Here is a 26,357-nt window from a genome sequence, read left to right as displayed (position 1 = left end):
ATTATCCAGGCAGGAACGAAGGAGAACAATTACTATACCAACTCTTCTCAAATCCCTGCATTTTATACCGATGATCCTTTTGAGGCATTAACACTGCAAGATGATCTACAGTGCAAATATACAGGGGGAACTGTATTGCATCTTTATATGAGAGAGAAGATCAGCTCCTCGGAAGCAGCTAGAAAACTGGTAAAAACTGTCATCAGTAATTTCAAACTGCCTTATATTACTATAACACCGACATTTTCTGTTTGCGAAAAACATGGTTATCTCTCCGGGGAACATGAGTATTGCCCCAAATGTGATGAAGAGATTTTGCAGAAGGCATGTTGATGATCAGCGCAGGTGAAGGACGCTATAACGTCATATTAAAGTCTTATAAAATAGGTAAGGACAGGCTTGTCATCATCTCAGGCGGAGAGGAGGAACATATTGGTTCAGTAACATTGATAGAATCCAAAGACCATTTGCAAACTATGAGCAAGAAAGGGCATAAAGATCATATAGTCTCAGAGAAAATGGCAAATGTCATTTATGATAAAATAGGAAAAGATCTCTTAGTCATTTGCGGCATTCATATAGAGGATGCGAGCAAAGAAGAGATTGATATATTGGTGCGTAATGCTAAAGAGTGCGTAGAGCAATTTTTATTAACATAGGAGGAAAAAGATGAAAAAAGAAGAGATGCTTCATCGTAATGAAGTACAAAGAACAAAATGCATTGTTTACACAAGAGTGATGGGGTACCATAGACCGGTTGAGAGTTTTAATATCGGTAAAAAAGGTGAGCACCAAGAGAGAAAGTTTTTTCTTGAAAAAGCATCACAAATCAATGCCGCATAAACCTCTTTATGATATTACTCCCTTTACGGCGTTGGATTATCCCGATCATTTAGCGGCTATTTTTTGGTTCGCCAAGTGTAATATGCGTTGTGTGTATTGTTACAATAAAGATATTGTATTTGGAGAAGGAGAGATCACTGAAGAGGAAGCGATAGCATTTTTACAAAATAGAGTAGGACTTCTTGAAGCAGTCGTTTTATCGGGAGGAGAAGCTACACTCTATAATGATCTAGTAGAGTTTTGTAAAAAGATCAAGCAGTTAAAATTTAAAATCAAGCTGGATACGAATGGGTTAAATCCTAAATTGGTTCAAATATTGGTAGAAAACAGACTGGTTGATTATATTTCACTTGACTACAAGGCCCCCAAAGAGAAGTATTTTGAGATAACAAAAGATAAACATTTTGACAGTTTCTCTAAGACGCTCAATTTTTTAATACAGAAGCAGTTTTCTTTTGAGGTAAGAACAACAATACATAGTGACTTGTTAAGAGTAGAGGAAATTAACAGGATCATTAAAGATTTGATTAAAAGAGGATACATTGGTACGTATTATCTACAACCATTTGTCTTTACAGAGAACACAATTGGAAAGATTCAAGAAGAGAAAAACACTTTTGATACATCACAGCTTTCTAGTGCGTTGAAAGTGGTTTGGAGATGAAAATATCACTTTTGAGTATGTAGGTAATGCAATAGATATCTAGGATACATTTGTTTATATTAAATTGATATGGTATACTTATTTTGATTATTAAGAGGAATTAATGTATGCACACAATTCAAGAAATACCATTGTTTTCTGAACTTACAGAAGAGCAGTTAAAATCAGTATATACACAAATGCAGGTACGCCAGTATTCGAAAGATTCCATTGTTTTTTATGAAGGGGATGAGGGCGAATTCTTGTATGTTTTACTTGAGGGTACAGTAAAGCTTTTTAAAACAAGTCCCAAAGGTACTACGATACATATGCATAATTTTGTAGCACCTGAAATGGTGGCACTTTTCCCTACATTGGAACGTATACCTTTTCCTGCAACGTGTGAATTTTTGACTGATGGTACCATGGGACTGCTTCCACTTGATAAACTCTATGGCTGTTTAAATAATACAAAGTTGGCACTTTCTTTAATCTCTTCATTGTTAAAGAGAATGAAAATACTGGCAGAGTTACTGCATAAAGAGACGATTTATTCTTCAGAAGCAAAGATAGCAGATTTCCTACTTAACAATGCATCTGTTTTTGAACGCCTTAAAAATAATGAAATAGCTTCTATACTTAATATGACGCCAGAGACCCTTTCTCGTATTTTGACAAAATTAAAAAAAGAAGAAGTCATCATCATTAAAGACCATGTTGTAACTGTACTTGATGAGGATGCCCTGAGAGAAATAGTTGAGACAAATAGTATACAATCTATAGTTTGCTCAGGTGTCTGCAAGTAAATATTTAACTAGGATTACTTTGTCTTTGTTTTAAAATATCATTAATTTTATCATTCAAATCTTTCTCAGCTGCTTCTAAAGAGTATTCTTTGTAACCCATCCAATGTTTTGTAAAAAGCAAAATAGTTAAACAAAAATGGTGTGTGTTAAATATAAATGTGTCTATTTCATTTGTTATACTATATTTTTCTCTCTCATCTAGCATCTCTTTATAAATATCACTTCCGTATGATATAGGATCTATAATACATAAACCTAAAATATATTTTATATGCGCTGTAATAGTATTAAAAACCTCTTCTTGGTTAGCATTGTTGTAAAGTACATGCAATACATGTGTAAATAAAAAAGCGTTTTCTTTTAATATATTTGAAGCAATCTCTGCTGGTATCTGGTTACTGTCACTATTGGATAATTCTATAGAATAATGCATTTTTTGCTTAAAAATAATATTGTCTAATTCATTTAAAGCAGCAATACTTTTTTTAAGTTTTTTAATGCCGGCAGTTTTATTTTTTACAAGAGCGATATTTTGATCAGCTTGTTCGAGTATTTCTTTGTTAATAAGAGGAAAATTTCGGTTTGCATCATTAAAAATTTGTATACATAAATCTATTGATAGCAAGGCAAGATGGATTTTTTTTAAAATATCCTCATCCTTTTCTTCTTTAAGTAAAGGTAATAACTCCTCTCGTCGTTTTTTATAGGCATTCAGTAATGTGCTTGATGTATATGCAAAAGTATTATTTACAGTATCTGGCATGTTTTTTCCTTGTTTTAATTATTGGACTATAAAAGATTCCGTTTTAAGTATATTAAATTTTGTAGCTTTTTCATTGTCAGTAAGATTTAACTTTTTATGCATTTCTGGATTTACCAAATAATATCCAAATTCAACTTCAACAATATCTCCACTTTGCACCTTTGTATCATATTTTAAAGTTCTGACTTCATCTGCTTTAAGCATATTTTCTTTGAAAATCTCGGTAGCGAGCCATGGCATGGCAGGCTTACCCTCAGCACCCAATATTCTAAAGAATGAAATTGATTTTAGTGTATCTGTTTTAGTTGCACTTTTAATATTTACATTTAGTTTTCCTAGTCTTAACGGGTGCAATAGCAAATTATGTTTTGCTTCATTTTTAAGCGTTATTTCAAATCCAGATACTGTTTTCTTAAAATGTATTTTCAAATATTTTGCCAATAGATCGGGTCTGTTCTTCGTACCTGCAAAACCATGAAATCTATGTGTTTTAGACATTGGAGCACCGGAGATACTCCCTTCTATTTTTGGCATATGACATGTGATACAGTTTGACTCTTCATCTATAGCACCTTTACTGTCTGTGGTACAGATGTTTTGACCATGGGTATTTTCCATATGCTTATGACACCCTAGACACATTTTTCCAGCATAGAAAAGTTCATTTGTGTAGTTTATATCATGGTAGGGAGATCTTGATTTAGATTTAAACATTCCATATTCTCTTACATACAAACCTTTGTCATTTCTATTTTTTTTATTCGCAGCAAAAATAATGGGTCGTTTTTTGTCATTGTCAGCCAACACGATTTCATCATGGGACTTTGGATGACTTTGGATACTTTTGATTGAGTGGCATGTAATACAGGCTATCGCTTCATGATGCAGATCATCATCCTGTGGCATTGCATTTGTACCATTTTGAAGGGCTTTTAAAATCCTTGTATCGGCTGGCGTATGACACTTGGCACATGTGTATTTGTTTTTCTTTTTATGTGGATGCATGTCCCATATGGTTTTATGAATAGCGTCTTCATATATAGTAGACTTGCTATGAGCGCTTGTCTTGTACTCTTTGTATATTTTAGGATGACACATTTTACATGTACTATTGGCAGGTAATTCGGCAAATGCACTAACCGTAAACAAAATATATAGATAAATGAATATTTTTCTCATGTTAAGTCCAGTGATTTATATAGTATTTTTGTCTATACGTAAGTCATGGAGTATACCATCATCTAGGCTATATATCCAACCGTGTATGGTAAGGTTTGCATTTTTCTTCCAGGCATTTTGAACGATAGTAGTATCTGATACATGTTTAACCTGTTCTAATACATTTAATTCACATACTTTATTGTATCTTTCCTCTTCATTTAAGTTTTTTAGTTTGTCTTCATTAAATTTAATGATGTCTATAATATTGCTAAGCCAATTGCCTACATATCCAGCGGCATTACTAGCTATAGCTGCTTCTACCCCTCCAGGGGTATTACTATCCATTGCTGCTTTTACGCCACCACAACCGTAATGTCCGCATACGATGATATGTTCTACTTTTAGCACATCTACAGCGTACTCTATGGCAGCGAGGCAATTAAAGTCTGTAAGTGCAACTATATTGGCAATGTTTCTGTGCACAAAGACCTCACCAGGAGGTAAATTCATAATTTGACTAGTTTGTACTCTACTATCAGAGCATCCTATCCATAGATAGTTAGGGTGTTGATGTTCTGACAAAGAAGTAAAAAAGTTTGGGTTTTTGTTTAGCTGTTCCTGTGCCCACTTTTTATTGTTTTTAAAGATATTTCTAATATCCATATGTCAAATCTCTTTTCTTAAATTAAATTCAAAAAATACCAAAAATATATTTTGAATTTGATTTATAGTGCGGGAGAGCAAGGGGGCTCACTCTCCTACGCTTTTAAAATTAATTTATAATCTATTTTAAAATTTCTTCTATGGTTGTCCGCCTTTATCTGCCCAACCTGCACCTTTTCTATCATAGTAGATAAAGTTTAAGATAAGACAAAGTACATAGTACGCTACAAATCCGTAGATCGCATACTCTGCGTGTCCAGCCTTGATCTGCTGACCAAATAGTTTAGGCATGATAAATGCACCATAAGCAGCAATAGCAGCTGTCCAACCAAGAACTGGTCCTGCTTGTACCTTATTAAAGATATAAGGGATAGATCTAAATGTGGAACCATTACCGATACCAGTACCAGCAAATAGCGCCATAAAGCCCCAGAAGAATGGCCACCAGTATTGTGCAGCGGCTGCAGCAGCACCTTCAATAGCAGCTACTTCTCTTGCTCTAACTACAAAATATGCAACAGCCAATGCTGCAACAATTTGTAAAATAGTACTCCAAGTAGTTACTCTTGCACCAGATCCTACTTTATCTGCTAACCAACCACCTACAGGTCTGATCAGTGCACCAACAAGCGGCCCAAGGAACGCATAAGCAAATGGGTTGATCTCACCACCAAAGATATCTTGGATCAATTTAGGGAATGATGCAGCATATCCGATGAATGAACCAAATGTCATTGTATAGATAATAGTCATGATCCATGTGTGCTTGTTACCAAAAATGTCAAATTGTTTATCAAGGTTTCCTTTAAGTTCACCTGGTGATAAAAACTTCATTAAAACTAGTGTCACCACAACAACTACAGGAAGTACTATCCACATATTGATCTTTAAAGAGATGAGCATAAATGCACCAAGACCGGCAGCAGCCACACCAAATATAAGAAGAAGGATCGTTTTTCCAAACTCACCTGCATAGTTACCTAAGTTAGGTGTAGCACTTTTAAGGTTGTTCATACCAAAGAAAGCAGCAATAGCAACTACCATAATGAGTGGAACCCATACCCAAGCAGCATCTTGAAGATAAACTATTTTCTCAGAATTTGGCATCATCATACCAGCCGAAAATACACCAGATGCTAATACCATAGGAATAAGGAATTGCATTGTACTTACACCTAGGTTACCAAGTCCTGCGTTCAGTCCAAGTGATGTACCTTGTACTCTTTTAGGGAAGAAGTAAGAGATGTTTGACATGGAAGAGGAGAAGTTACCTCCACCAAAACCTGATGTCGCAGCAAGAATGGCTAATGTTATATAAGAGGTATCTGGATTTCCCATAGCCCATCCCGCACCAAAAGCAGGAATAAGAAGAAGAGAAGTTGTTAAGAAGATAACATTTCTACCTCCACCAATACCAATAAGAAATCCGTTTGGAATTCTAAGCGTTGCTCCTGCTAGACCAGCAATGGCAGGTAGTGTCCATAAAAGTGAATTTACATTCGCCCAGTCTTCAGGTGTTTGAGGGTTCATACCTAGAGTAAAGCCCATTTTTTTCATCTGAACGATCAACATACCCCACATAAGCCATACGGAGAATGCTAATAATAGTGCCGGAATAGAAATCCAAAGATTTTTATTGGCTACCTTTTTACCTTCTTTTTCCCAAAAGTCCTTGTCTTCAACGTCCCATTTTTCTATGTTAATACTCATTTCACGCTCCTTTTGTTTTTTGTTGAATTTCAGTCAATTCTTCATTGGTGAAATTTTTTTGTGCATAGGTGAAGATAATAGTATCTTCACGGTAAATATGCACTCTTAATAACTCTAGTAACTCTTTAGCCTGATTTAGTGCCACATCCAATATGATATAACGTGATCTCTCATCAGGGATTCTTGAAAAGAGTACAAACATATTATATGTTACAGCAGCCATTTGTATAGATTTCACGTGATCATCTTCTAAAACATCTATGACAGTATAATTTTTATCTGCTTTTGAGTGTTCTCCATCTGCTATCATCTTTTTAGAAATCTTAGGAAAAAGATATTTCTCTTCTTCCTGATTATGATTTACAATCGTATTATCGAAAAAAGTAAAGAACTGACGCAATCTCACATCTATGTCTTTGTCTACTCTTCCACCTTCTATCAGTGCAATAGTTGCTTCAAAAGCATTTAACTCTTTAGTATAAGAGTTGTGGTCATCAATGAATTCTTGTAAAAATGGATGCATATCCTCATAAGGTATCTCTTCACCTTTACTCGGAGGGTTATAAGCTTCCGGAGGGGCATAAGGTGATACGCCACCCTCCATATCTATCTCCACTTCTGGTTCCATCGTTCCATTTGGGTTAAACTCCATGTTCACGATTTACTCCTTTGTTGTATTTCAGTCAATTCTTCATGAGTGAAATTTCTTTGTGCATAAGGGAAGATCATAGTATCTTCACGGTAAATATGCACTCTTAATAACTCTATTAACTCTTTAGCTTGCTTTAAAGCTACGTCCAAAACAATAAAACGTGATTGCTTATCAGGGACTCTTGAAAAGAGTGCAAGCATATTAAATGTGATAGCCGCCATTTGTATAGACTTCACATGGTCAGCTTCTAAAAACTCTATGACATTAAAGTTTTCATCTGTAATCATCTTTTTTGAGACACTGACAAAAAGGTATTTTTCTCCTTCTTGGTCGTAACTTACAATCTGATCGTCGAAATAAGAAAAGAACTGACGTAATTTCTCATCTACTTCTCTGTCAACTTTTCCGCTCTCTATCATGGCAACAGCTTCTTCAAAAGCATTTAACTCTTTAGTATAAACATGGTGTTCATCTATGAGTTCTTGTAGAAATGGATGCATATCTTCATAAGGTATTTCATCTATATCTATCCCAATTTTTTCTTCTGTTTCTGTCTTTGGATTAAAATTCATGTTTGTAATTTACTCCTTTGTTTTATGATTTATTAAGCTTCGCATGCTTATCAGCTTTATGAGCGATATCGTGTAACAACCACCACATTCCCGCAAATGAGAGTACTAACATAAATGCCCATGCACTTGACCAAAGCCCAGTGTACTCAAGTAGGTAACCAAAGATAATAGGGGTAAAGAATCCACCTAATCCTCCTAGTACACCAACAACTCCACCAACCATACCAACATCATCAGGATAGTTTTCCGGGATATACTTATATACACCTGCTTTACCAATACCCCATATAGCACCAAGTAAGATGGCTAAAGCAGCAAATATCCAAACATTTGCTTGGAATGATATTCTGGTTGTTCCTTTTACTAGGAGTTGTTTTTTCGCTACTTTGTCACCGACTTTTACGACAGCCTCTTGCCAAGTTTTCTTCTCTGGAAGTATGTGTATTTTGTCACTTTCAGTAGCACTGATTTCATGATGTTTCTCTTTTGGTGAGAATTTGTAAACTCTTTTACCTACAGTAACGCTGTTTTCTGTGACTGCTGTTACGGTTCCTGGTATAGCGGCTATGATACCTTTACCTGGTGAAAAAACATCAACTTTAGGAACCATAAGCATCGCAGAGATAATTACAGAAGTAGCAAGTACCGCTGTCATTACTTTCCTCCCACCATATAGATCAGAGAGCCATCCGCCAAATGCACGAATAACACCTGAAGGAAAAGAGAATGCAGCTGCAAGGAAACCAGCTGTAATAAGTGGAAGATAGTATACATTTACAAAGTAAGGGATGAGCCACTGAGAAAATGCAACAAAACAACCAAATACCAAGAAGTACCATAGACCAAATTTCCAGACTTGTAGGTCTTTGAGTGGTTTCATCATGACTCGTAAGGTTTTTTCGGCTGCATGCGTTTTTCTGTTTTCAGTAAAGAGAAGGAATATAATACCCATACCAACTAACATGACAGAGTAGTATATAGGAAGTGTTCTCCATCCTTCCATATTGTCAGAGGCTGTGAGTTGAAGTAAGATAGCAGGAGCAAGTAGAGATGTTGCCGCTGCCCCTGCATTACCTGCACCGAAGATACCAAGTACAGTACCTTGGTTTTTTTTAGGATACCATACAGAAGTAAAAGCAATACCTACAGCAAAAGTGGCTCCAGTGATACCAAATCCAAAGCTATAGAATGCATATTCAGTAAAGGTAGTAGCAGTAGAAAGTAGATACATAGGGATGGCTGATATAAGAAGTAAACCTCCATATACCCATTTACCACCAAATTTATCTGTTAAGATACCTACTGGAAATCTCATTAATGCACCTGTTAAAACAGGGATACCCATAAGCCAACCCATCTCTGAAGCTGACCAGTCAAATACCTCATTACTCACTAAAAATGTAACCAATACCCCATTTAACATCCATGCTGCAAAGGCAACCGTAAATGCGAGTGTATTGAAAAAGAGCATTTTATGTGATTTACCCGTGGCTTCTGTCATCATACCTAATCCTTGAATAATTTAATATAATCAAATCATTACGCTATTTGATTATTTGAGTATTTCCATAAATACTCAAAAAAGCAAACAGAGTTATATATAAAGAATAGCTATAAGGATTATAAGCTATTCTTTGTTTTAAATTATTGACATTAATCAATTATTTTTTGGTCTTTGAATTACATCTTCCCAAGGTTGCTCAGGATCTCTAATCTTCTTCTTATCCCAGTTCCATCTTACTACTTGGTATGGTCTTGCAATGTAATGCAAAGGTGCTACCAAGAAGTGTACCAATCTTGAGAATGGTATGAGCAAGATGATCACAAATGCAAGAACAATATGAGCCTTAATAAGATGTGGTGTAGCCGCAACAGCTGCAACATCAGGACTAAATGTAAATATTGACCATAGATAAGGCACCATGTCAGATGCATACCATGCTGAACCCCATTTGAGTGAAACAGCGATATAGACACCTATAATGAATTGTACAAGAAGAAGAACTTCTATAATAATATCCATTTTATTGGTTACCATTTGTACTCTTTCATTTGTTACTCTTCTAATGAAAAGTAAAAGCAAGCCAAAAATTGCCAAGATACTAAATGCAAGCATAATCGTTTCCATTGTTACCAAGTTACTTCCACCAAAGGTAAAGCCTGGAAAAACAAATGCAACTAAGTGTGCAAAAAACACTACAAGAATTCCTACGTGAAAAGGCACAGAGCCAGAGTAGAATTTCTTTGATTCTAAAAACTGAGAAGATAGAGATGAATACTTAAAGCCACCTCTATATCTATAGATCGTTCCGACGACAAAGATCGTCAACGCTACATAAGGGAATGCCCCAAACAATAATCCGTCCATATTAAACTCCTTTATTATACGCAGCCACCACAGCTACTACCAGTCATAACACCAGACGTATCAAACGTAGGTGCACAGCTGTTCGAACTTTTTTTACCTTCTTCAACTTCTAACTCAGCAGAGAGGAATCCAAGAAAACTTGCATCGCCAAATGGTTTATTCTCTTTAATGAGAGTAAAGTCATTATCAAGTATCATGTAGAGTGCTTTGATAAGGTGCAAGAACATACCTACAGGAATAGAAGGCACGATCAATGTTTTGTACTGTTTTTTGTACAACTTATCTTTTGCTTCCATGTTCTTTGGACTATACTCTTTCATCATAACTTCTACTGCAGGTCCTATCATCATCGTGACCAGATCATGGATGACAGCTTCATCTTGCATTTTAGGGAGTAGTCTTAAGACATTCCCAAGGTGGTCAGAGAGCTCTGTACCAAGTTCATTTCCAACTATTTTATGTTCTTTACTTAAGTGAACCATTACTTCACCTCTTGTATAGTCATCACCGTAGAGTAAATACCCTATTTCTAATGATGTGACCGCCTGTACTTCAAAGGATTTTGTATAAATCTCTTGAAGTTGATAGATATCAGTTGGTAGCAATTTTGAAAATGCTTCTAATTCCTCAGAAGCATCAGGATACTCTGATCCCAATTCACTTATCATGTTTGTGACAAGTGAATTATAGCTCTCATCAGGATAGTCAAAAAGACGAGAGAGTGTTGTGTAATGATCTCTTTTCATCTTATATTCCTCTAACTGGTTTTGGTGTCCAACCAAATCCAGTGTTACCTTTAACATCTGCAGTAGATTCAAGCATCTCAATGGCTTGTTCTCTGTGAGCTGCAGGGATTACGAATCTATCATCAAATTTAGCCAATGATGTCATCTTATAAATTGCTTCTGCCATTGTTTCATCTAATCCAATTTCAGCAAGTGCTGCATCAGACTTAGCTTTGGAGATATCACCAACAGTGACATGTCTTCTATAGATTCTGATAGCCATAAGTTTTTTAAGCTTCTCGGCCATAATATCTTCATCCCCAGCACCAAAGAGACTTGCCATATATTTAAGAGGCATTCTCATGTTATCAATATTACCAAAGATATCATCTAGGCTTGTATCATATAACCATTTATCATCCCATGCTTTTGCTTTATCATTCAGAGTTGAATTATCTTTCGTATTCTCACTGATTGTTGCCATTACTGGTAACATAGGTGGCACATAGAACAAGTTAGGCAGTGTTCTAAATTCTGCGTGTAACGGCAATGCAATACCCCACTCTTTTACAAACTTGTAAATAGGTGATTCTTGTGCAGCTTTTAGTGTAGAATCTGCTATACCATTTGCTTTTGCTTGAGCAATCACTTCTGGGTCGAACGGATCTAAATAGATATCCATTTGTGCAGAGATAAGATCTTTCTCATCTACAGAAGCTACTGCTTCAATTTTGTCTGCATCATAAAGCATAACACCCAAGTATCTAATACGTCCTACACATGAGTGCATACACGCCGGTGCTTCTCCTACTTCTATTCTAGGGAAACATAAAAGACATTTTTCCGACTTTCCTGTACTCCAGTTGTAGTATGTTTTTTTGTATGGACATGCAGTGACACACATTCTCCAAGCTTTACATACATTTTGGTCTATGAGTACAACTCCATCTTCACCTCTTTTGTAGATAGCTCCTGATGGACAAGATGCTACACAAGCAGGGTTTAGACAGTGGTTACAGATACGTGGCAGGTAATACATTGCCATTTGTTCTAACTGGAACATCGCTTCTTGCTCTGCAGGTGTAAGGTTTTCCAAGTTTGGATCTTTTCTTGCAAAGTCAGGGGTACCACTTAAATCATCATCCCAGTTTGGTCCCATCTTGATATCGATAGGTTTACCTGTGATGAGTGAAACCGGTCTTGCCACTGGTTGTACATCTGATTGTGGGGCTTCTGTAAGGTCTAAATATTTATACGTAAATGGCTCATAGTAGTCCTCAATAACCGGCATATTTGGATTATGGAAAATATTCATTAATCCTTTAAGTTTACCTGCACCTTTAAGTGCAATCTTCTCACCTCTTTTTTCCCATCCACCTTTATATATCTCCTGGTCTTCCCATTTTGTTGGGTAACCAGTTCCTGGTTTTGTCTCAACGTTGTTGAACCACATATATTCTGCACCTTTACGGTCTGTCCATATGTTTTTACATGCAACTGTACAAGTATGACAACCTAGACATTTATCCAGGTGGAAAACCATTGACATTTGTGATCTTACATCCATCTTATTCTCCTTAATTTCTATTTCAATTGATTAAAAGACAACACTGTCTTTTTTTCTAACAACAACGTGAGCATCTCTGTTTACGGCTACTGGACCCCAGTAGTTAAAGTAGTATGTAAATTGTCCATATCCACCTGCTAAGAGATTTGGTTTAAGACGAACTCTTGTAATGGCATTGTTACCACCACTTCTTGTCCCACCTTTAAATCCATCACGTTTATCTGTCAATGGAAGACCTACAGTTCTTTCAATTGTATGGTAAACAATCGTTACACCTTTAGGTATTCTGGCACTTACACAGGCTCTGGTTGTATATACACCATTATCATTGAGAACTTCAACCCAGTCATTATCTTTGATACCAAGATCAGCTGCATCAGCTTCACTGAGCCAACAAGGTTCCATACCACGTGACAACGTTAACATTCTAATGTTATCCATATAGGTAGAGTGGATGTGCCACTTACCATGTGGTGTCAAACAAGAAAGTACTTTCGCATCGCCGCTAACAACTGTTTCTCTTAAGTCACCATACACTTCTTTATTTGGAGAAGGTTTGTATGTTGGTAAGTGCTCACCGTGTGCAATGTAAAGTTCATGATCAAGGTAAGTATGTTGTCTTCCTGTTAATGTTCTCCATGGCACCATTTTTTCTACGTTGTAGGTATACGCTGCATACGCTCTATCTGTATCTATCAGACCTGACCATACAGGAGATGTGTTATATCTTGCAATCGTCTTTGTCAATTTTTTATAATTTAAACGAAGATGTTCTTGTCCTTGTGCTATACCTCTAAGGTCAAGACCCGTTTTCTTCTCTGCATTAGCATACGCTTTGTTTGATAATGAACCATTGGTCACACTTGATAAATGAAGAACCGCATCAATAGCAGAAATATCTTTTTTCAATGATGGATAAATCTTACCATTGAACTCTTCCAATTCTGTTACGAAGTGATTTGACTCGATCATCTCATCATACGCTTCTTCTGTCTCATAGCTGTTTCCGTGAGCTCCAGCACCATTTCTCATGTTTGGTCCAAGACGGATATATTTGTCATAAAGATCTACATAGCTTCTCTCTTGGATAGCAATTTTATGCATTGTCTGTCCAGGGATAGCTTCACATTCACCTTTATACCAGTCTTTGATTGTACTTTGTGTGATCTCATCAGCACTATCGTGTCCTAGAGGAACAGTTACAACATCTTTATATGTACCTGGCATATGAATTTTAGCAGCTTCACTTATGTTTTTAGCGATATCACTAAAGATCTGCCAGTCAGTTTTTGCTTCCCATACAGGAGAAACAGCTTCACCAAGTGGGTGAATAAACGAGTGCATATCAGTAGAGTTGATATCAGCTTTTTCATACCATGAAGCAGATGGAAGAACGATATCTGAATATAGTGCAGATGAATCCATTCTAAAGTTAAGGTCAATAACCAAGTCCATTTTACCTACAGGTGCGATGTCATGCCATACAACCTCTTCAGTTGCTGCTTGATCTGTTGCTGTAATGTTATCTGTATTTGTACCAAGGTAATGTCTCATTGCATACTCTTGACCTTTCATACTACCTGCGATAGCATTACCTCTCCAAATGTACCATACACGTGGGAAGTTCTCTTCAGCATCTACATCACTAACAGCATATTTCAGTTTTTTACTTTTTAGCTCTTCTAGTACATGATTTTGAATCGTTGCATTATCATCATTACCCGCTTCTTTAGCAAGTTCTAATGGATTTTTGTCAAACTGTGGATAAAATGGCATGTGACCCATTCTTACTGATTTAAAGATATCGTCAGCCATGTGACCACGAGTATGTTTATTATCAGGAACAGTATTATAATCGGCATGTTTAGTATCATATCTGTACTGATCTGTATTCATATAGTGCCAGATAGGACCTTGTTGTAGTCTGGCAGTTGAATTCCAGTCTTTTGCAAGTGCGATACTTCCCCATGAGTCTACAGGCGCAAGTTTTTCTTGTCCAACGTAGTGATTAATCCCACCACCATTTTTACCAACTGAGCCTGTAAAGATAAGTGCCATAGTAGCAGCTCTATACATAAGGTTTTGGTGATACCATTGGTTAATACCGGCACCAACGATAACCATGTTCTTACCTTCAGTGATCTCACCTGTATTACCCCATTCTCTAGCGATAGAGATAATCGTCTTAGCATCAACACCTGTAAAGATCTCTTGCCAAGCTGGAGTATATGCAGCAGTTTTATCACTGTAATCTTTTGGATATGCACCCTCTAGCCCACGGTTTACACCATACTGAGCAAAGTGAACATCAAACGTAGTTGCAACAGCTACTTTTTCACCAGATGTTGTAGTGATATATTTAACAGGTACACCTCTCATTTGTTGCTCATCTAGACCAAAGTCATCAAATGCAGCTAAAACTACACCATCATTATCATTAATAAAGGTAAGTGAAGGATCATAAGGTTGATCATCGATAGAGTTCTCTAGCTTCATGTTCCATTTACCAGTTTCTTGCTTATCCCATCTGTGACCCATACTACCTTTTGGTACTACAAAGTTTCCAGTTGTTGCATCATGCTGGATAAATTTCCAGTCACCATTTTCGATGTCTGCATATTCTGCTAATTCGTTTGCTCTTAAAAGTCTACCTGGTTTTACAATACCAGTCTCATCTGCTTCAATTTTTACTAGGTATGGTACATCAGAATATTTTTTCAAGTAATCATTGAAGTATGGAACTTGTTTGTCATGGTGGAACTCTTTAAGAACAACATGTGTGATTGCTTGCCAGAAAGCACCATCACTACCAGCGTGAAGTGGAACCCATTGGTCTGCAAACTTACTAACCATAGAAAAGTCAGGTGCACATACAATCGTTTTTGTACCATTGTGTCTAGCTTCTGCAAAGAAGTGAGCATCTGGGGTTCTAGTCATGTTAAGGTTTGCACCCATATCTACGATCATCTTAGCATTATACCAGTCAGCACTCTCAGCACAGTCTGTTTGCTCACCCCAAATTTCAGGGAATGATGGTGGAAGGTCACAGTACCAGTCGTAGAAAGAAATGTTTACACCACCAAATAGTTGTAAAAATCTAGATCCTGCAGCATAACTTAGCATAGACATCGCAGGAATTGGAGAGAACCCAACTACACGGTCCGGGCCATATTTTTTAGCAGTATAGATAGTGGCATTTGTCATGATCTCTTGCGCTTCATCCCAAGTTGCTCTTCTAAATCCACCTCTACCTCTAGCATGTTGATACGCTTTTCTCTTAGTCTTATCTGCTTGAAGATTTGCCCATGCTGCCATAGGATCTCCACCAGCTTTACGTTTCTCTTCTCTATAGGCATCAAGTAATGCACCTCTGATTAGAGGAAATTTGATTCTGATCGGGCTATATAAGTACCATGAGAAAGAGATACCTCTTTGACATCCTCTTGGCTCATATCCAGGTAATTTACTATCTATTTCCGGATAGTCTATCTGTTGGGTTTCCCAAACAACAATACCGTCTTTAACTGCTACTTGCCAGGAACAAGAACCTGTACAGTTAACACCATGCGTACTTCTTACAATTTTATCATGTTGAAATCTATTTCTATAAAACTCTTCCCATTGACGTGTTTCTGGGTTTACTATATCTTGTATCCAACTCATTATTGATCCCTCCAACTTGATTTCATTTGTCTGTCATATAAGTCTTGGTTGACAGATCTTTTTAATTTTTTTCTACTATTTAGCATAGATAATACTACATAGAGAATAGCAGCAAGTATAAGCCCCATAATAACAAAGTTACTTCCGGAACCTTCACCAGGCTCAGCAGCAGCTTTCATTAAAAATGCGTCAATATCAGCTATTTCGGCTTTTGTTAACATCTTACCTTTATAAGCTGCCTTCATCACATCAGACGACATAGCATCAATGCTGCCAAGTGAATACTCTATGGCACCACCCATAGCAGACAAATCCATAGCCAATGTTCCACCACTAATAACCATAGCACTATTAACATTGTGACATGCCACACATGCAACCGCGCCATTCTCAAACGATTTTGTTCCATCAAACAGCTTCGCACCATTGTTTGCGTCTGCTCCGAAACTGGTAGCAGTCATAAACAAAACAAACAAAATTAAACGATTAAACATCATTTACTTCCTCCTAGATTTAATTTTTTCATCCCAAGTGTACTCTTTTGTATTGACGTAAATATTGATTTAAATCAACATTTTTATAATAATTACCATCAAAACAACTTATAACACAAAACTAATAACGTGTCATATTCTATCTAAATAATTATTAATTATAATAGCGTTATTACGGGCTTTAAATGGGATAAATTCACTCTTATTTAGATATTTAAATAGGATATAATCACTCTTTTTTATAGATTTCATCGTTCATTGATATTAATCAAGGTTATATTTTATGCAAATAAGTACAATACACAATAATGTAAGAAGGAGAGAATATGTTTAAGAAAAAGATTGAGGTAATTGGTGCATCTGTGCCATTTTTTACATATAAATTAGGAGAAGATCAAATCTTTGAGTTTGACACTTCAAAGTGCGGACCACCAGAACCGATGGTGAATGCAATGGCAGGATTAAAGCTTATTAATGAATCTGGTAAAAAGTTAGTGATGATCAATCATACAAATGCTGGAGGGCTGGTCTCTAAGATTGGTGAAAATTATGATATTGAAGTGCAAGATCTAGAAGATGGCCGTGTAAAACTTACGTTTTCTTACAAAATAGGTGAGAGCGAAAAAGCTGATCTTAGCCAAACTTCTTGTAGCGGTTGATAGACCATAAATCCAATTGTGAGAGATTTACTCATTTCTAAGCGCATGGCATAATTGAGCTTATGTTCAACATATTATATTAGGTTTATATGATATAATTTCCTTGAGCTACATCAAGGATTTATGAATATGTTCCAACTTAAAGATATACCGATGTTTTCAGGGCTGCGCAAAGAGCAATTAGAAGAGTTACAAGCACATGTCTATATACATCATTACAGTAAAGGTAGCATTCTTTTTTATGAAGGTGATGAGAGTGATTATTTACAAATTTTGCTTGATGGAACGGTAAAACTTTATAAAACTTCTCCTAACGGTACCCAATTACATATGCATAATTTTATCGCACCTATTGTTGTTGCCTATTTTGCCTCATTTGAAAAGATACCATTCCCTGCGACATGCGAATTTATAACTGACGGCATTATAGGGCTTTTACCAATGGAGAAATTTGATGAATATCTTCAGGATGCAAATTTTTCTCGATCACTTGTCAAGCTAATGTCTGAAAGAATGAAACTGCATGCAGACGTACTTCATAAAGAGACCATTTTCTCTTCTGTAGCCAAAATAGCAGACTTGATATATAATAATCCTTCAATATTTGAATCTCTTAAAAACACTGAAATAGCAATGACACTTAACATAACCCCTGAAACATTATCTCGAACTCTAAGTAAACTTAAAAAAGGAAATATTATTACTATAGATAATCATATAGTAACAATACTTGACGAAGCAGCACTTCTCAATATTATTGAAACAAATACGTTTAAGAGTTAATAAATCTACTTGATGGTTAAAGAATTTTTTGTATAAATTTGTATTCAAAAAAAGTTACTGTGATGAGGCTTCTTGCAGTCATGCAAAACGAAATAAATAAAACTCCATTACCTTTTATCCCCAATTTGCTATAATCAAACAATTTTACAAATAAGGTACAACAATGTCTAATATAGCACAAGCCAAAATATTTTTTGGTTCTACTGAAGAAAATAAAGAAGTACAACAGGAACGAATGAGTCCTTTTGATGGTACTGTGGTAAGTACAGCTCCTGTATGTGATGTGGACGACACACTTAAGGCACTCAACATTGCTAAAGCTGCAAGTAAAGAAGCAGCCAGATCACCATTGTCTCAGCGTATTTTATGGCTGGAGGATGTAGCTAAAAGACTTACAGAAGAGAAAGAAGCCTTTGCTTTGATGTTGGCGAAAGAAGTGGCAAAGCCTATCGCATTTTCACGTATCGAAGTAGAACGTTGTGTGGAAACGATCAAGATCACTGTGATGGAACTTGCAAATCTTTCAGGAGAAACACTGCCTACAGACATTATGCCTAGCGGTAAAAAAACATTGGCATATTTTAGACGGGAACCTGTTGGAGTAGTTGCCTGTATCACACCGTTTAATTTTCCTCTGAATCTTGTAGCACATAAGATAGCCCCCGCATTAGGTGCAGGAAACTGTGTTGTACTGAAACCTACACCTGAAGCACCTATGACAGCTTATATGTTTGCAAAGCTTTTTGTAGACTCGGATTATGCCATTAAAGATGCACTCTCTGTAGTATATGGTGATGCTGAGGTGGGTTCGACCTTGGTACAAAGTGACATTCCAAGGGTGATCAGTTTTACAGGTTCTGTGCCAGTAGGAAACATTATTACGAAACAGGCAGGTATTAAGAAAGTAAGCCTTGAGCTTGGCGGTAATGCTGCAACTTATATAGATAAAAGTGCAGACCTAGCTCTCGCAGCTGCACGTTGTGCTTTTGGTGCTTTTTATAACTCGGGACAAGTGTGTATTTCTCTTCAGCGTATTTATGTGAATGAAGAGGTTTATGAAGCGTTTGCAGAACTTATAGCACAAGAGACGAACAAACTGAAAGTCGGTTCACCATATGAAGAAGATACATTTATGGGACCGTTGATAGATGATGAGTCTAAACAAAGAGCGAATGGATGGATAGCTTCAGCAAAAAGTGAAGGGGCAAAAGTCATCGCAGGCGGTGTAGAGGTAGATGGTATCTTCACTCCAACAGTTATGGCAGATGTTACAGATGACATGAAGATCATCTGTGAAGAAGTATTCGCACCTATCGTAAGTTTGGTAGCTGTAGCAGACTATGAAACGGCAGTAGAAAAAATGAATGATTCACCATACGGCTTACAGTTTTCTATTTTCACCAATGATCTGAAAATGACACAGGCATTTATAGAAGATGCCGAGTGTGGCGGTGTGGTCATCAATGATATACCAACGCTTCGTTTTGATGTACAGCCTTATGGTGGTGCCAAGCTTTCAGGTGTAGGAAGAGAAGGTCCTAAGTGGGCACTTGAAGAGTTTACTGAAGTCAAGTCAATTGTGATTTGCTAAAAAATTAAATAAATAAGGGTTTTTATGGATTATATATTTCAAGCAGGGTTTTTAGGAACGAGGGCACCACTTTTTATGGATATTGTATCTGTAATTGTTGCAGCGTTACCTTTTTTGATTTATGGGGCGATCATGCTTGCCAAGAAAAAGAATTATAGTGCACATGAAAAGGTACAGAAACTACTTTTTATAACATCTGTGATCGTAGTGGGATTTTTTGAATATGGCGTGCGTATGGAGGGTGGATACAAGAATCTGATGGAAGGTAGTTCTGTATCACATGATTATCTCTTGTATGTATTGATTTTTCATATCATCATCTCTGTAATTACATTGATTTTATGGGTAATGACACTTTATTATGCAAAGCGTTATAAAAGACAATCTACGCTTCCAGGACTTTATTCTGAGGCACATAAAAAAGATGGAATACGCACTTTTATAGGCATTATATTAACTATGTTAACCGGTGCTTGGGTTTATGCGTTACTCTTTATATATTAAATATGAAAAAGGTCGCCATTTCTGCTTGTCTTTTGGGTGAAAAGTGTCGCTATGATGCGACAGACAACAAAAATGAAATACTTTTGGAACAATTAAAAGATGCCCAACTTATTCGTTTTTGTCCTGAAGATTTTGCCTTTGGTACGCCTCGTCCTACGATGGATCTGATAGAAACACAAGAAGGGCATAAAGCCATATCCAATTTAAATGGAGAAGATTTATCTACTCCTATCATTCAATATGCTACACTATTTTTTGATACACACCCAGATGTAGATCTGTTTATAGGTAAGGATAGAAGTCCAAGTTGTGGGGTATGTTCTGCTAGACTTTATGATGAAGAGAAAAATTTACTCTCTTCAGAAGAAGCAGGTCTTATGGTACAAGAAGCAAAAAAACGAAATATCACCTGCGTAGATGCAGAAGATTTTAGGGGATTAGTATGAGAAGAAATGAAAATCACTGTAGAGAGGTACTAAATGCCAATTCGTAAAATAATATGGATGGTGCTACTAAATACACTCTTTTTAACTGCAAGTGCACATCAAGAAAATGGTACCAAAGAAGCTATCGTTAAAATCTACACCAATGCAAAAATACCAAACTACCAAGAACCTTGGAACAGTTCAATGCGCAGTAGTACAGGTTCTGGTGCCATTATAGAAGGTGGATACATTCTTACGAATGCACATGTCGTAGCTGACCAAGCCTTTTTAGAAGTACAGCGTTATGGTCAACGTAAACGCTATATCGCCAAAGTGTATGCAGTTTCCCATCAGGCGGATCTGGCACTCTTAAAAGTAGAGGAAAAGGCATTTTTTGAAGGGGTAAAACCGCTCACTTTTGGTTCACTTCCCAATGTTGAACAAAAAATTGTTGTTTATGGTTATCCTATGGGAGGAAGTACTCTCTCTGCAACGATTGGAGTAGTTTCACGTATAGAACATCATACCTATGCACATAGTGGTGAGTCTTTTTTGGCAGTCCAGGTAGATGCTGCAGTGAACCCTGGAAATTCTGGAGGTCCTGCACTCTCAGATGGGAAGATAGTCGGTGTTGTGATGCAAATGATAAGCAAGTCTCAAAACATTGGTTACTTGGTACCTGTGAATATGGTGAAACATTTCATAGAAGATATGAAAGATGGAAAGTATGACGGGTTTGCAGATTTGGGTTTAGGTACACAAAAATTGGAAAATCCAGCCATGAGACGCTACTATGGACTTGATGATAATGTCAGCGGGAAACTGATTGTGAAAGTGGTTCACAATTCATCGCTTGCAGGATTGCTTCAGGAAGGTGACATATTAACTGCAGTAGACGGGCACAATGTGGAAAATGACGGGACGGTAGAGTTTAGAAAACATGAGTTTACACATTATCAGCATTTTGTAGATGCCTATCAAATGGGTGAAAAAATAAAGCTTGATATCATCCGTGATAAGAAAAATATGCAAGTTGAAGCAGATTTAGATTACACAGCTGACGATATGTATTTGGTCAAAACAACACGTTATGATGAGATGCCGAGTTATTTTGTTTATGGTGGATATGTCTTTTCTCCTTTAACTAGAAACCTCATTGTATCCACAAACCTTAACCGTTTAAAGCTGAGCAATTTGGCTGGAAAATGGCAAGAAAAAGATAAAAGTGAAGTTGTGGTTCTACTGAAAGTATTGGCTTCAGATATGAGTAGAGGAGACAATGATTTTGCAATGTGGCCCATAGATAAAGTTAACGGAGAACCATTTAAAAACTTTAAAGAATTTTATCAAAAGATGGAAGCAGTGAAGAGTCAGTATATCGTCTTGGAAGACAATGATGGTGTGAAAGTGATCATTGATAGAGAAGAGGCCCAAGCAAAACAAAGTGCCATACTTAAAAAGTATAATATAGAGTTTGATAAATCAATAGATCTAAGGAAGTAAAATATATAGATTATTTTATAAGGTTTGAATAACTTATTAAAATAAGAAAAAGCAAGGAAAACAGACAGGAATCACTATTTTTTAATTCGCTTCGTCAAATATGAGAGTGTAGCTGGCATTTCGTTTTGCTTTTCCTTCTATCTTCCTAATACACCCACATTCAAGCAGTTTTTTAATATGTCTGCTTGCAGTCACAGAACTGGCTCCCGTAATTTTCCTGTAGTCATTATTTGAAAATTCGTTTTTTTTACTTTTTAAAAGACCATCTATGAAAGCATCTAGGAACTGTATATGATTTTTGGTTAATTTAACTTCTCTATATTTGTCCCAAAACTTCGTCTTCTTTATTATAAAGAGAATATTTTTATGAGATTTCTCCAGAGCACTAATAAGAATATCTATATTCCACTCTATCCAGAGGGTGAAGTCGTAATGTCTATTCTTGCGCAAGTTGGTAGTCATATCCAAAGTATTATAATACTCTACACGCTTTGCGTATATTGCAGTAGCCATAGAATATATTTTGTACTCATCTTGTGTATCACGAGAAAGAATATAATCTGCAATAGCTCTAGAGATCCGGCCATTCCCATCATCATAAGGGTGTATAGAGACAAACCATAAGTGTGCTAATGCACTTTTTATGTAAGGATTCTCATCACTTGTATTACAATATTCTATTAATGCTTCAATATCTTTTGTTATAAGATGATGGGGAGGAGCAATGTATTTTACAATTTTGCCTTCTCTGCCAAATAAATTTTCAACAACTTTCATATCATCATAGTTTCTAAATGCACCTATAGTTATTTTTTTGATGCCTTCGTAGCCACTAGTGTTTGCAAAAATTGCATTGTGCCAGCCATGCAGTCTTTCAAGAGATAAAGGCTCATTGTTTCGATAACTGTCCAGCGTAAGCTCTGCAAGGTTATCGGTATGCCTTGTAGACATATCTTTTGCTGAAGTGTATTCACTGTTAATTGCATTTGCTACTGAGTCTTTTACACTCTCTCTTCTCAGGTACTCTCCTTCTATTTGAGAAGTACCGATTATCTCATCTGTAATACTGGTTATTTCAAGCTGATCAAGATCTTTTTTGTTTGCAAAAGAAAGAATACCTGCAAGTAGCCCTCTTAGGTATTCAACCCTTCTCAACTTCTCTTTTATTCTGTCTTTATCATATGGAAAGTTAGGATAATCTGCATGCTCCCATATCCATTTTTTTTTGCTATTTGTCATTCTATTCTCACTTTTGATATGAATATCATATATAACCATTACATCATTTGATATTAAAAGGCTTGTTTATTGTATCATTTATTGATATATAAATAGGTGATGATTATATCATTTTAAAATACAAAGAAAAAAGTTAAGAACGTTATGGCCTTTTTTTATAAAGTCGATTCAAATGATCCTAATTTTAATACATTGCTTAAGTAGTGCGCTGTGGAAAAAACTTTTCGATGAATAGTACATAGATGGTTCTATGAAGAGTTGAGTAATTAGGTTATAAAAATGATATAATATCTTAGTATTTCAGTTAAAGGAAAAAGATAATATTGTTCAAAGAGATTTTTTTAAAACATATTCGAGAAACAGGCGCTTCCACCGTAGAAATGAGCCGTTTCTTAGATATTCTGAAACAGCTTATTAGGACACCTTCTGTAGTTGGTGCAGAACACTACTTTTTTCTTTTTTTGAAAAAAGAACTTGAAGTGATCGGTATCCAAGCTGCACTGCATGAAGGTGTTTTAGTTGCAGAAGGAAATGATCCAGATAGTGGAATGATCAGTGCACATATTGATCGTCATGGTTTGGTGTGTACGGGACCTAATGAATTTCAATATGCTGCGTTTACTGCACAAAACAGAGGAGACTTGACAGGAGACTCTGTGGCAGAAAAGACGTATAGGGATATTAAAGAACGTTTTATGCATCAACGTGTTCAGGCTTATGATCCTTGGTCTGGAGCCTATCTGGGGTTAGGCGAAATTGACAATGCCTATTTTTGTGAGCGCAGAGTAAATTTACTTTTTAACGTTAAAGGTTTGGAGCATCTGCATGCAGGCACTCCTGTAGCTTATGTGGATACTTTGAGCTATGAAGATGAACATCTTTCTGCTCAACTTGATAATGTACTAAGTGCTGCCATCATTCTTTTTCTGTATGAGAGAGGATATCAGGGAAGAGCTTTTTTTACGGCGCAAGAAGAAGTAGGTAAAAGTTGGCGTTTTTTATTGGAGTGGTTTAGAGGGCGAGACATTAGTACAGATGAACTTTTGGTGCTTGACACCAGCCCCTATCCAGATAGGAAAAGTGCTGATGCACAGCATATTGTACTACGTCATAAAGATGCAAATGCAAAGTTCTCATCATCATTGAGCCCAAAGATCATAGATATTTGTAATAAATTGTCAATTAAATATGGCTATAAAGATGAATTCATAGAGAATATAAATAAGGAACTTGCAGAGAAAAATCGTGCACCTTATTCATTAGGAAGTACGGAAATGGGTCGTTTAGTGAATGCAAGTGAGGGAAGTATACAAGGTACAACTTTTCAATTGCCTACAACAGGCTATCATACCACTAGTGAGACAGTCTCTATGGCTGCATTAATGGATGCAATAAAAGTGCTTGAAGCCCTTTACCTATAATAAAAAAGGAAAAAAATGGAAGTAGTGGGATATATAGAATCAGTTGATCTACCAGAGATCGAACTGTTTGACTTAGACGCTAAGATAGACACTGGAGCAGATTCCTGCTCCTTGCATTGTGATGATATGAAGGTTGAAGGTGATGTAGTTACTTTTTTACTTCATGATGAAGTACATGAAGCTTATCATGGGAAAAAGATAACGCTACCTATATATAAGATCAAAAGAGTCAAAAGTTCAAATGGGAGAAGTGAAGAGAGAATTTTTATAAAATCCTCAATAAAACTGGGATACAAAACTTATGAAGCAGAAATATCGTTGACAAACCGTGAGAATATGAAGTATCCTATGTTAATAGGGAGACGTTTTCTTTCACATCATTATCTGATAGATGTTTCTCACAAATATATAACAAAAAAGGACAAATAAATGACGGTTTACATACTTTCAAGAAATTCAACATTATATTCAACCAAAAGATTGATAGAGGCTGGTGAGGCAAAAGGATGGGATATTCGTGTGATTGATTACTTGATGTGTACCATAGAAATTATAAAGGATGAGTTGGCAGTAATCTATAATGGGGAACTTCTACCTGTTCCTGATGCCATTATCCCCCGCATTGGCGCAAGTCGTACCTTTTTTGGTACTGCGATGGTACGTCACTTTGAGATCATGGGTGCTTTCAGTGTGGCAGGAAATCTTGCCATTGCAAGATCTAGAGATAAACTTAGAAGCCTTCAAGTTTTGTCAAGACAAGGTGTAGATATGCCTAAGACCGTTTTTGCGTCCAATAAGGCCAATGCCAAAGATGTTATTAAACTCAGCGGCGGTACACCATTAGTACTTAAAATCCTTGAGGGGACCCAGGGTGTCGGTGTTGTATTGGCAGAAACACAAAAAGCTGCACAGTCAGTTTTGGATGCTTTTTATGGAATGGATGTAAACCTTTTGGTACAAGAGTTCATTAAAGAGGCTGGAGGGGCTGACATACGTGCATTAGTTGTCAATGGCGAAGTAGTTGGTGCTATGAAGCGTCAGGGTGCAGAGGGAGACTTCCGTTCCAATCTTCATCAAGGGGGAAGTGCTACTGCTTATAAGCTCAATAGAAAAGAAAAATCTATGGCCCTAGCAGCAGCTAAAGCCATGGGACTGGGTGTCTGTGGTGTGGATATGATTCCTTCTGACCGTGGACCTTTGGTCATGGAAGTTAACTCTTCACCAGGACTTGAAGGTATAGAGAAAGCTACGGGTGTTGATATAGCAGGTAAGATCATGAATTATATTGGGGCAAGTATCTCACCTATAGAAGATAATAAAAAACGTCGTCTTAAAAAAGATAACATCGGAGCTTAAAATGCCTCATTCACAATTTGTGCTAGGTGGGGTAGTGATACCCAGAGGTGTCAATGTAACGGTTAGTCTTGAATTACCCAAGATGTATAATACACCTACGAAGTTACCAGTCAGGGTGATTAGAGGTAAAAAAGACGGACCGATTGTTTTTATCAGTGCCGCCATTCATGGGGATGAACTGAATGGTATAGAGATTATTAGAAGATTTAGGATGTTGAGTATCCTGAAGAGGCTTAAGGGAACGGT

The 26,357-nt window shown here is 36.6% G+C and carries 28 protein-coding genes; 15 read left to right on the top strand and 13 right to left on the bottom strand.

Annotated features, from left to right (window positions below):
- The 5 genes from nrdD (ABZC96_RS01485) to ABZC96_RS01465 form a co-directional block, all read left to right on the top strand.
- Positions 1–333 (top strand): anaerobic ribonucleoside-triphosphate reductase (gene nrdD / locus ABZC96_RS01485; RefSeq protein WP_373028569.1); only part of this gene is annotated, 333 nt, incomplete at its 5' end.
- Entirely contained in the window at positions 333–659 is a 327-nt protein-coding gene (locus ABZC96_RS01480) for a hypothetical protein (RefSeq protein WP_373028567.1), read from the top strand. The genes nrdD (ABZC96_RS01485) and ABZC96_RS01480, both read left to right, overlap by 1 nt.
- A 10-nt stretch (positions 660–669) precedes the next feature.
- Complete coding sequence (gene nrdD, locus ABZC96_RS01475; RefSeq protein ID WP_373028566.1) at positions 670–843, top strand: anaerobic ribonucleoside-triphosphate reductase; 174 nt, start codon at positions 670–672, stop codon at positions 841–843.
- Positions 833–1,507 (top strand): anaerobic ribonucleoside-triphosphate reductase activating protein, encoded by a 675-nt coding sequence (locus ABZC96_RS01470; RefSeq protein ID WP_373028564.1) that lies wholly within the window; start codon positions 833–835, stop codon positions 1,505–1,507. The genes nrdD (ABZC96_RS01475) and ABZC96_RS01470 overlap by 11 nt, the downstream gene beginning before the upstream one ends.
- Before the next feature lie 107 nt (positions 1,508–1,614).
- Entirely contained in the window at positions 1,615–2,292 is a 678-nt protein-coding gene (locus ABZC96_RS01465) for a Crp/Fnr family transcriptional regulator (protein ID WP_373028562.1), read from the top strand.
- Positions 2,293–2,296: 4 nt separating this feature from the next.
- On the opposite strand, the gene ABZC96_RS01460 is transcribed toward ABZC96_RS01465, so the two are convergent.
- From ABZC96_RS01460 to ABZC96_RS01405, 12 genes are all read right to left on the bottom strand, one after another.
- The gene (locus ABZC96_RS01460; RefSeq protein WP_373028560.1) at positions 2,297–3,055 is read right to left on the bottom strand and encodes a hypothetical protein; all 759 of its coding nucleotides are present in this window, start codon (positions 3,053–3,055) and stop codon (positions 2,297–2,299) included.
- An 18-nt stretch (positions 3,056–3,073) separates the two neighbouring features.
- Positions 3,074–4,234, bottom strand: coding sequence for a multiheme c-type cytochrome (locus tag ABZC96_RS01455; protein WP_373028559.1), 1,161 nt, complete (start codon positions 4,232–4,234; stop codon positions 3,074–3,076).
- 15 nt (positions 4,235–4,249) lie between these two features.
- Positions 4,250–4,879, bottom strand: coding sequence for a carbonic anhydrase (locus ABZC96_RS01450; RefSeq protein WP_373028557.1), 630 nt, complete (start codon positions 4,877–4,879; stop codon positions 4,250–4,252).
- Between the two features lie 138 nt (positions 4,880–5,017).
- Entirely contained in the window at positions 5,018–6,589 is a 1,572-nt protein-coding gene (locus ABZC96_RS01445; RefSeq protein ID WP_373028556.1) for a hypothetical protein, read from the bottom strand.
- 1 nt (position 6,590) lies between these two features.
- On the bottom strand, positions 6,591–7,241 hold the full coding sequence (locus tag ABZC96_RS01440; protein ID WP_373028570.1) for a hemerythrin domain-containing protein: 651 nt from the start codon (positions 7,239–7,241) through the stop codon (positions 6,591–6,593).
- A gap of 2 nt (positions 7,242–7,243) precedes the next feature.
- Positions 7,244–7,813 carry a hemerythrin domain-containing protein gene (locus tag ABZC96_RS01435; RefSeq protein WP_373028555.1) on the bottom strand — a complete coding sequence of 190 codons (570 nt, stop codon included), beginning with the start codon at positions 7,811–7,813 and terminating at the stop codon, positions 7,244–7,246.
- A gap of 22 nt (positions 7,814–7,835) precedes the next feature.
- Complete coding sequence (locus ABZC96_RS01430; RefSeq protein WP_373028554.1) at positions 7,836–9,317, bottom strand: nitrate/nitrite transporter; 1,482 nt, start codon at positions 9,315–9,317, stop codon at positions 7,836–7,838.
- A gap of 153 nt (positions 9,318–9,470) precedes the next feature.
- The gene (narI, locus tag ABZC96_RS01425; RefSeq protein WP_373028552.1) at positions 9,471–10,181 is read right to left on the bottom strand and encodes a respiratory nitrate reductase subunit gamma; all 711 of its coding nucleotides are present in this window, start codon (positions 10,179–10,181) and stop codon (positions 9,471–9,473) included.
- A gap of 14 nt (positions 10,182–10,195) precedes the next feature.
- Positions 10,196–10,927 carry a hypothetical protein gene (locus ABZC96_RS01420; protein WP_373028549.1) on the bottom strand — a complete coding sequence of 244 codons (732 nt, stop codon included), beginning with the start codon at positions 10,925–10,927 and terminating at the stop codon, positions 10,196–10,198.
- Position 10,928: 1 nt separating this feature from the next.
- Positions 10,929–12,473, bottom strand: coding sequence for a nitrate reductase subunit beta (gene narH, locus ABZC96_RS01415; protein ID WP_373028548.1), 1,545 nt, complete (start codon positions 12,471–12,473; stop codon positions 10,929–10,931).
- 30 nt (positions 12,474–12,503) lie between these two features.
- A complete protein-coding gene (locus ABZC96_RS01410) occupies positions 12,504–16,136 on the bottom strand; it encodes a nitrate reductase subunit alpha (protein ID WP_373028547.1) in 3,633 nt (1,210 codons plus the stop codon).
- Positions 16,136–16,630, bottom strand: coding sequence for a hypothetical protein (locus ABZC96_RS01405; protein ID WP_373028545.1), 495 nt, complete (start codon positions 16,628–16,630; stop codon positions 16,136–16,138). The genes ABZC96_RS01410 and ABZC96_RS01405 overlap by 1 nt, the downstream gene beginning before the upstream one ends.
- Positions 16,631–16,956: 326 nt before the next feature.
- On the opposite strand from ABZC96_RS01405, the gene ABZC96_RS01400 reads away from it, so the two are divergent.
- The 6 genes from ABZC96_RS01400 to ABZC96_RS01375 all read left to right on the top strand — a co-directional run bounded on the left by ABZC96_RS01400 (position 16,957) and on the right by ABZC96_RS01375 (position 22,095).
- Positions 16,957–17,289 (top strand): hypothetical protein, encoded by a 333-nt coding sequence (locus ABZC96_RS01400; protein ID WP_373028543.1) that lies wholly within the window; start codon positions 16,957–16,959, stop codon positions 17,287–17,289.
- 129 nt (positions 17,290–17,418) lie between these two features.
- Positions 17,419–18,072, top strand: a complete 654-nt coding sequence (locus ABZC96_RS01395; protein ID WP_373028542.1) for a Crp/Fnr family transcriptional regulator — start codon at positions 17,419–17,421, stop codon at positions 18,070–18,072.
- Between the two features lie 163 nt (positions 18,073–18,235).
- Positions 18,236–19,663, top strand: a complete 1,428-nt coding sequence (locus tag ABZC96_RS01390) for an aldehyde dehydrogenase family protein (RefSeq protein ID WP_373028541.1) — start codon at positions 18,236–18,238, stop codon at positions 19,661–19,663.
- A gap of 24 nt (positions 19,664–19,687) precedes the next feature.
- Entirely contained in the window at positions 19,688–20,167 is a 480-nt protein-coding gene (locus ABZC96_RS01385; protein WP_373028540.1) for a DUF420 domain-containing protein, read from the top strand.
- Positions 20,168–20,169: 2 nt separating this feature from the next.
- Positions 20,170–20,613, top strand: coding sequence for a DUF523 domain-containing protein (locus ABZC96_RS01380; protein ID WP_373028539.1), 444 nt, complete (start codon positions 20,170–20,172; stop codon positions 20,611–20,613).
- A 33-nt stretch (positions 20,614–20,646) separates the two neighbouring features.
- Complete coding sequence (locus ABZC96_RS01375) at positions 20,647–22,095, top strand: S1C family serine protease (RefSeq protein ID WP_373028537.1); 1,449 nt, start codon at positions 20,647–20,649, stop codon at positions 22,093–22,095.
- 81 nt (positions 22,096–22,176) lie between these two features.
- On the opposite strand, the gene ABZC96_RS01370 is transcribed toward ABZC96_RS01375, so the two are convergent.
- Complete coding sequence (locus ABZC96_RS01370; RefSeq protein ID WP_373028536.1) at positions 22,177–23,334, bottom strand: Fic family protein; 1,158 nt, start codon at positions 23,332–23,334, stop codon at positions 22,177–22,179.
- 323 nt (positions 23,335–23,657) lie between these two features.
- Here ABZC96_RS01370 and ABZC96_RS01365 point away from each other — a divergent pair, with 323 nt between their 5' ends.
- The 4 genes from ABZC96_RS01365 to ABZC96_RS01350 all read left to right on the top strand — a co-directional run.
- Positions 23,658–24,755, top strand: coding sequence for a peptidase M42 (locus tag ABZC96_RS01365; protein WP_373028535.1), 1,098 nt, complete (start codon positions 23,658–23,660; stop codon positions 24,753–24,755).
- A gap of 15 nt (positions 24,756–24,770) precedes the next feature.
- Positions 24,771–25,184 carry an ATP-dependent zinc protease gene (locus ABZC96_RS01360; protein WP_373028533.1) on the top strand — a complete coding sequence of 138 codons (414 nt, stop codon included), beginning with the start codon at positions 24,771–24,773 and terminating at the stop codon, positions 25,182–25,184.
- Positions 25,185–26,111: a 30S ribosomal protein S6--L-glutamate ligase gene (gene rimK, locus ABZC96_RS01355; protein WP_373028531.1), complete on the top strand. Its 927-nt coding sequence runs from the start codon at positions 25,185–25,187 to the stop codon at positions 26,109–26,111.
- A 1-nt stretch (position 26,112) separates the two neighbouring features.
- Positions 26,113–26,357, top strand: a 245-nt coding sequence (locus ABZC96_RS01350) for a succinylglutamate desuccinylase/aspartoacylase family protein (RefSeq protein ID WP_373028529.1), incomplete at its 3' end; no start/stop codon positions are given.

It is taken from the genome of Sulfurovum sp., assembly GCF_041551015.1.
Classification (GTDB): Bacteria; Campylobacterota; Campylobacteria; order Campylobacterales; family Sulfurovaceae; genus Sulfurovum.
This window is presented reverse-complemented; position numbering and strand designations above follow the sequence as displayed.

Coding starts and splice junctions, on each gene's coding strand:
- ABZC96_RS01420 (WP_373028549.1), bottom strand. CDS start 10,927: ATGAAAAGAGATCATTACACAACACTCTCTCGTCTTTTTGACTATCCT.
- nrdD (WP_373028566.1), top strand. CDS start 670: ATGAAAAAAGAAGAGATGCTTCATCGTAATGAAGTACAAAGAACAAAA.
- ABZC96_RS01480 (WP_373028567.1), top strand. CDS start 333: ATGATCAGCGCAGGTGAAGGACGCTATAACGTCATATTAAAGTCTTAT.
- ABZC96_RS01405 (WP_373028545.1), bottom strand. CDS start 16,630: ATGTTTAATCGTTTAATTTTGTTTGTTTTGTTTATGACTGCTACCAGT.
- ABZC96_RS01360 (WP_373028533.1), top strand. CDS start 24,771: ATGGAAGTAGTGGGATATATAGAATCAGTTGATCTACCAGAGATCGAA.
- ABZC96_RS01385 (WP_373028540.1), top strand. CDS start 19,688: ATGGATTATATATTTCAAGCAGGGTTTTTAGGAACGAGGGCACCACTT.
- ABZC96_RS01370 (WP_373028536.1), bottom strand. CDS start 23,334: ATGACAAATAGCAAAAAAAAATGGATATGGGAGCATGCAGATTATCCT.
- rimK (WP_373028531.1), top strand. CDS start 25,185: ATGACGGTTTACATACTTTCAAGAAATTCAACATTATATTCAACCAAA.
- ABZC96_RS01375 (WP_373028537.1), top strand. CDS start 20,647: ATGCCAATTCGTAAAATAATATGGATGGTGCTACTAAATACACTCTTT.
- ABZC96_RS01445 (WP_373028556.1), bottom strand. CDS start 6,589: ATGAGTATTAACATAGAAAAATGGGACGTTGAAGACAAGGACTTTTGG.
- ABZC96_RS01430 (WP_373028554.1), bottom strand. CDS start 9,317: ATGATGACAGAAGCCACGGGTAAATCACATAAAATGCTCTTTTTCAAT.
- ABZC96_RS01380 (WP_373028539.1), top strand. CDS start 20,170: ATGAAAAAGGTCGCCATTTCTGCTTGTCTTTTGGGTGAAAAGTGTCGC.
- ABZC96_RS01450 (WP_373028557.1), bottom strand. CDS start 4,879: ATGGATATTAGAAATATCTTTAAAAACAATAAAAAGTGGGCACAGGAA.
- ABZC96_RS01435 (WP_373028555.1), bottom strand. CDS start 7,813: ATGAATTTTAATCCAAAGACAGAAACAGAAGAAAAAATTGGGATAGAT.
- ABZC96_RS01395 (WP_373028542.1), top strand. CDS start 17,419: ATGTTCCAACTTAAAGATATACCGATGTTTTCAGGGCTGCGCAAAGAG.
- ABZC96_RS01460 (WP_373028560.1), bottom strand. CDS start 3,055: ATGCCAGATACTGTAAATAATACTTTTGCATATACATCAAGCACATTA.
- ABZC96_RS01410 (WP_373028547.1), bottom strand. CDS start 16,136: ATGAGTTGGATACAAGATATAGTAAACCCAGAAACACGTCAATGGGAA.
- ABZC96_RS01400 (WP_373028543.1), top strand. CDS start 16,957: ATGTTTAAGAAAAAGATTGAGGTAATTGGTGCATCTGTGCCATTTTTT.
- ABZC96_RS01440 (WP_373028570.1), bottom strand. CDS start 7,241: ATGGAGTTTAACCCAAATGGAACGATGGAACCAGAAGTGGAGATAGAT.
- ABZC96_RS01390 (WP_373028541.1), top strand. CDS start 18,236: ATGTCTAATATAGCACAAGCCAAAATATTTTTTGGTTCTACTGAAGAA.
- ABZC96_RS01470 (WP_373028564.1), top strand. CDS start 833: ATGCCGCATAAACCTCTTTATGATATTACTCCCTTTACGGCGTTGGAT.
- ABZC96_RS01465 (WP_373028562.1), top strand. CDS start 1,615: ATGCACACAATTCAAGAAATACCATTGTTTTCTGAACTTACAGAAGAG.
- narH (WP_373028548.1), bottom strand. CDS start 12,473: ATGGATGTAAGATCACAAATGTCAATGGTTTTCCACCTGGATAAATGT.
- ABZC96_RS01455 (WP_373028559.1), bottom strand. CDS start 4,234: ATGAGAAAAATATTCATTTATCTATATATTTTGTTTACGGTTAGTGCA.
- narI (WP_373028552.1), bottom strand. CDS start 10,181: ATGGACGGATTATTGTTTGGGGCATTCCCTTATGTAGCGTTGACGATC.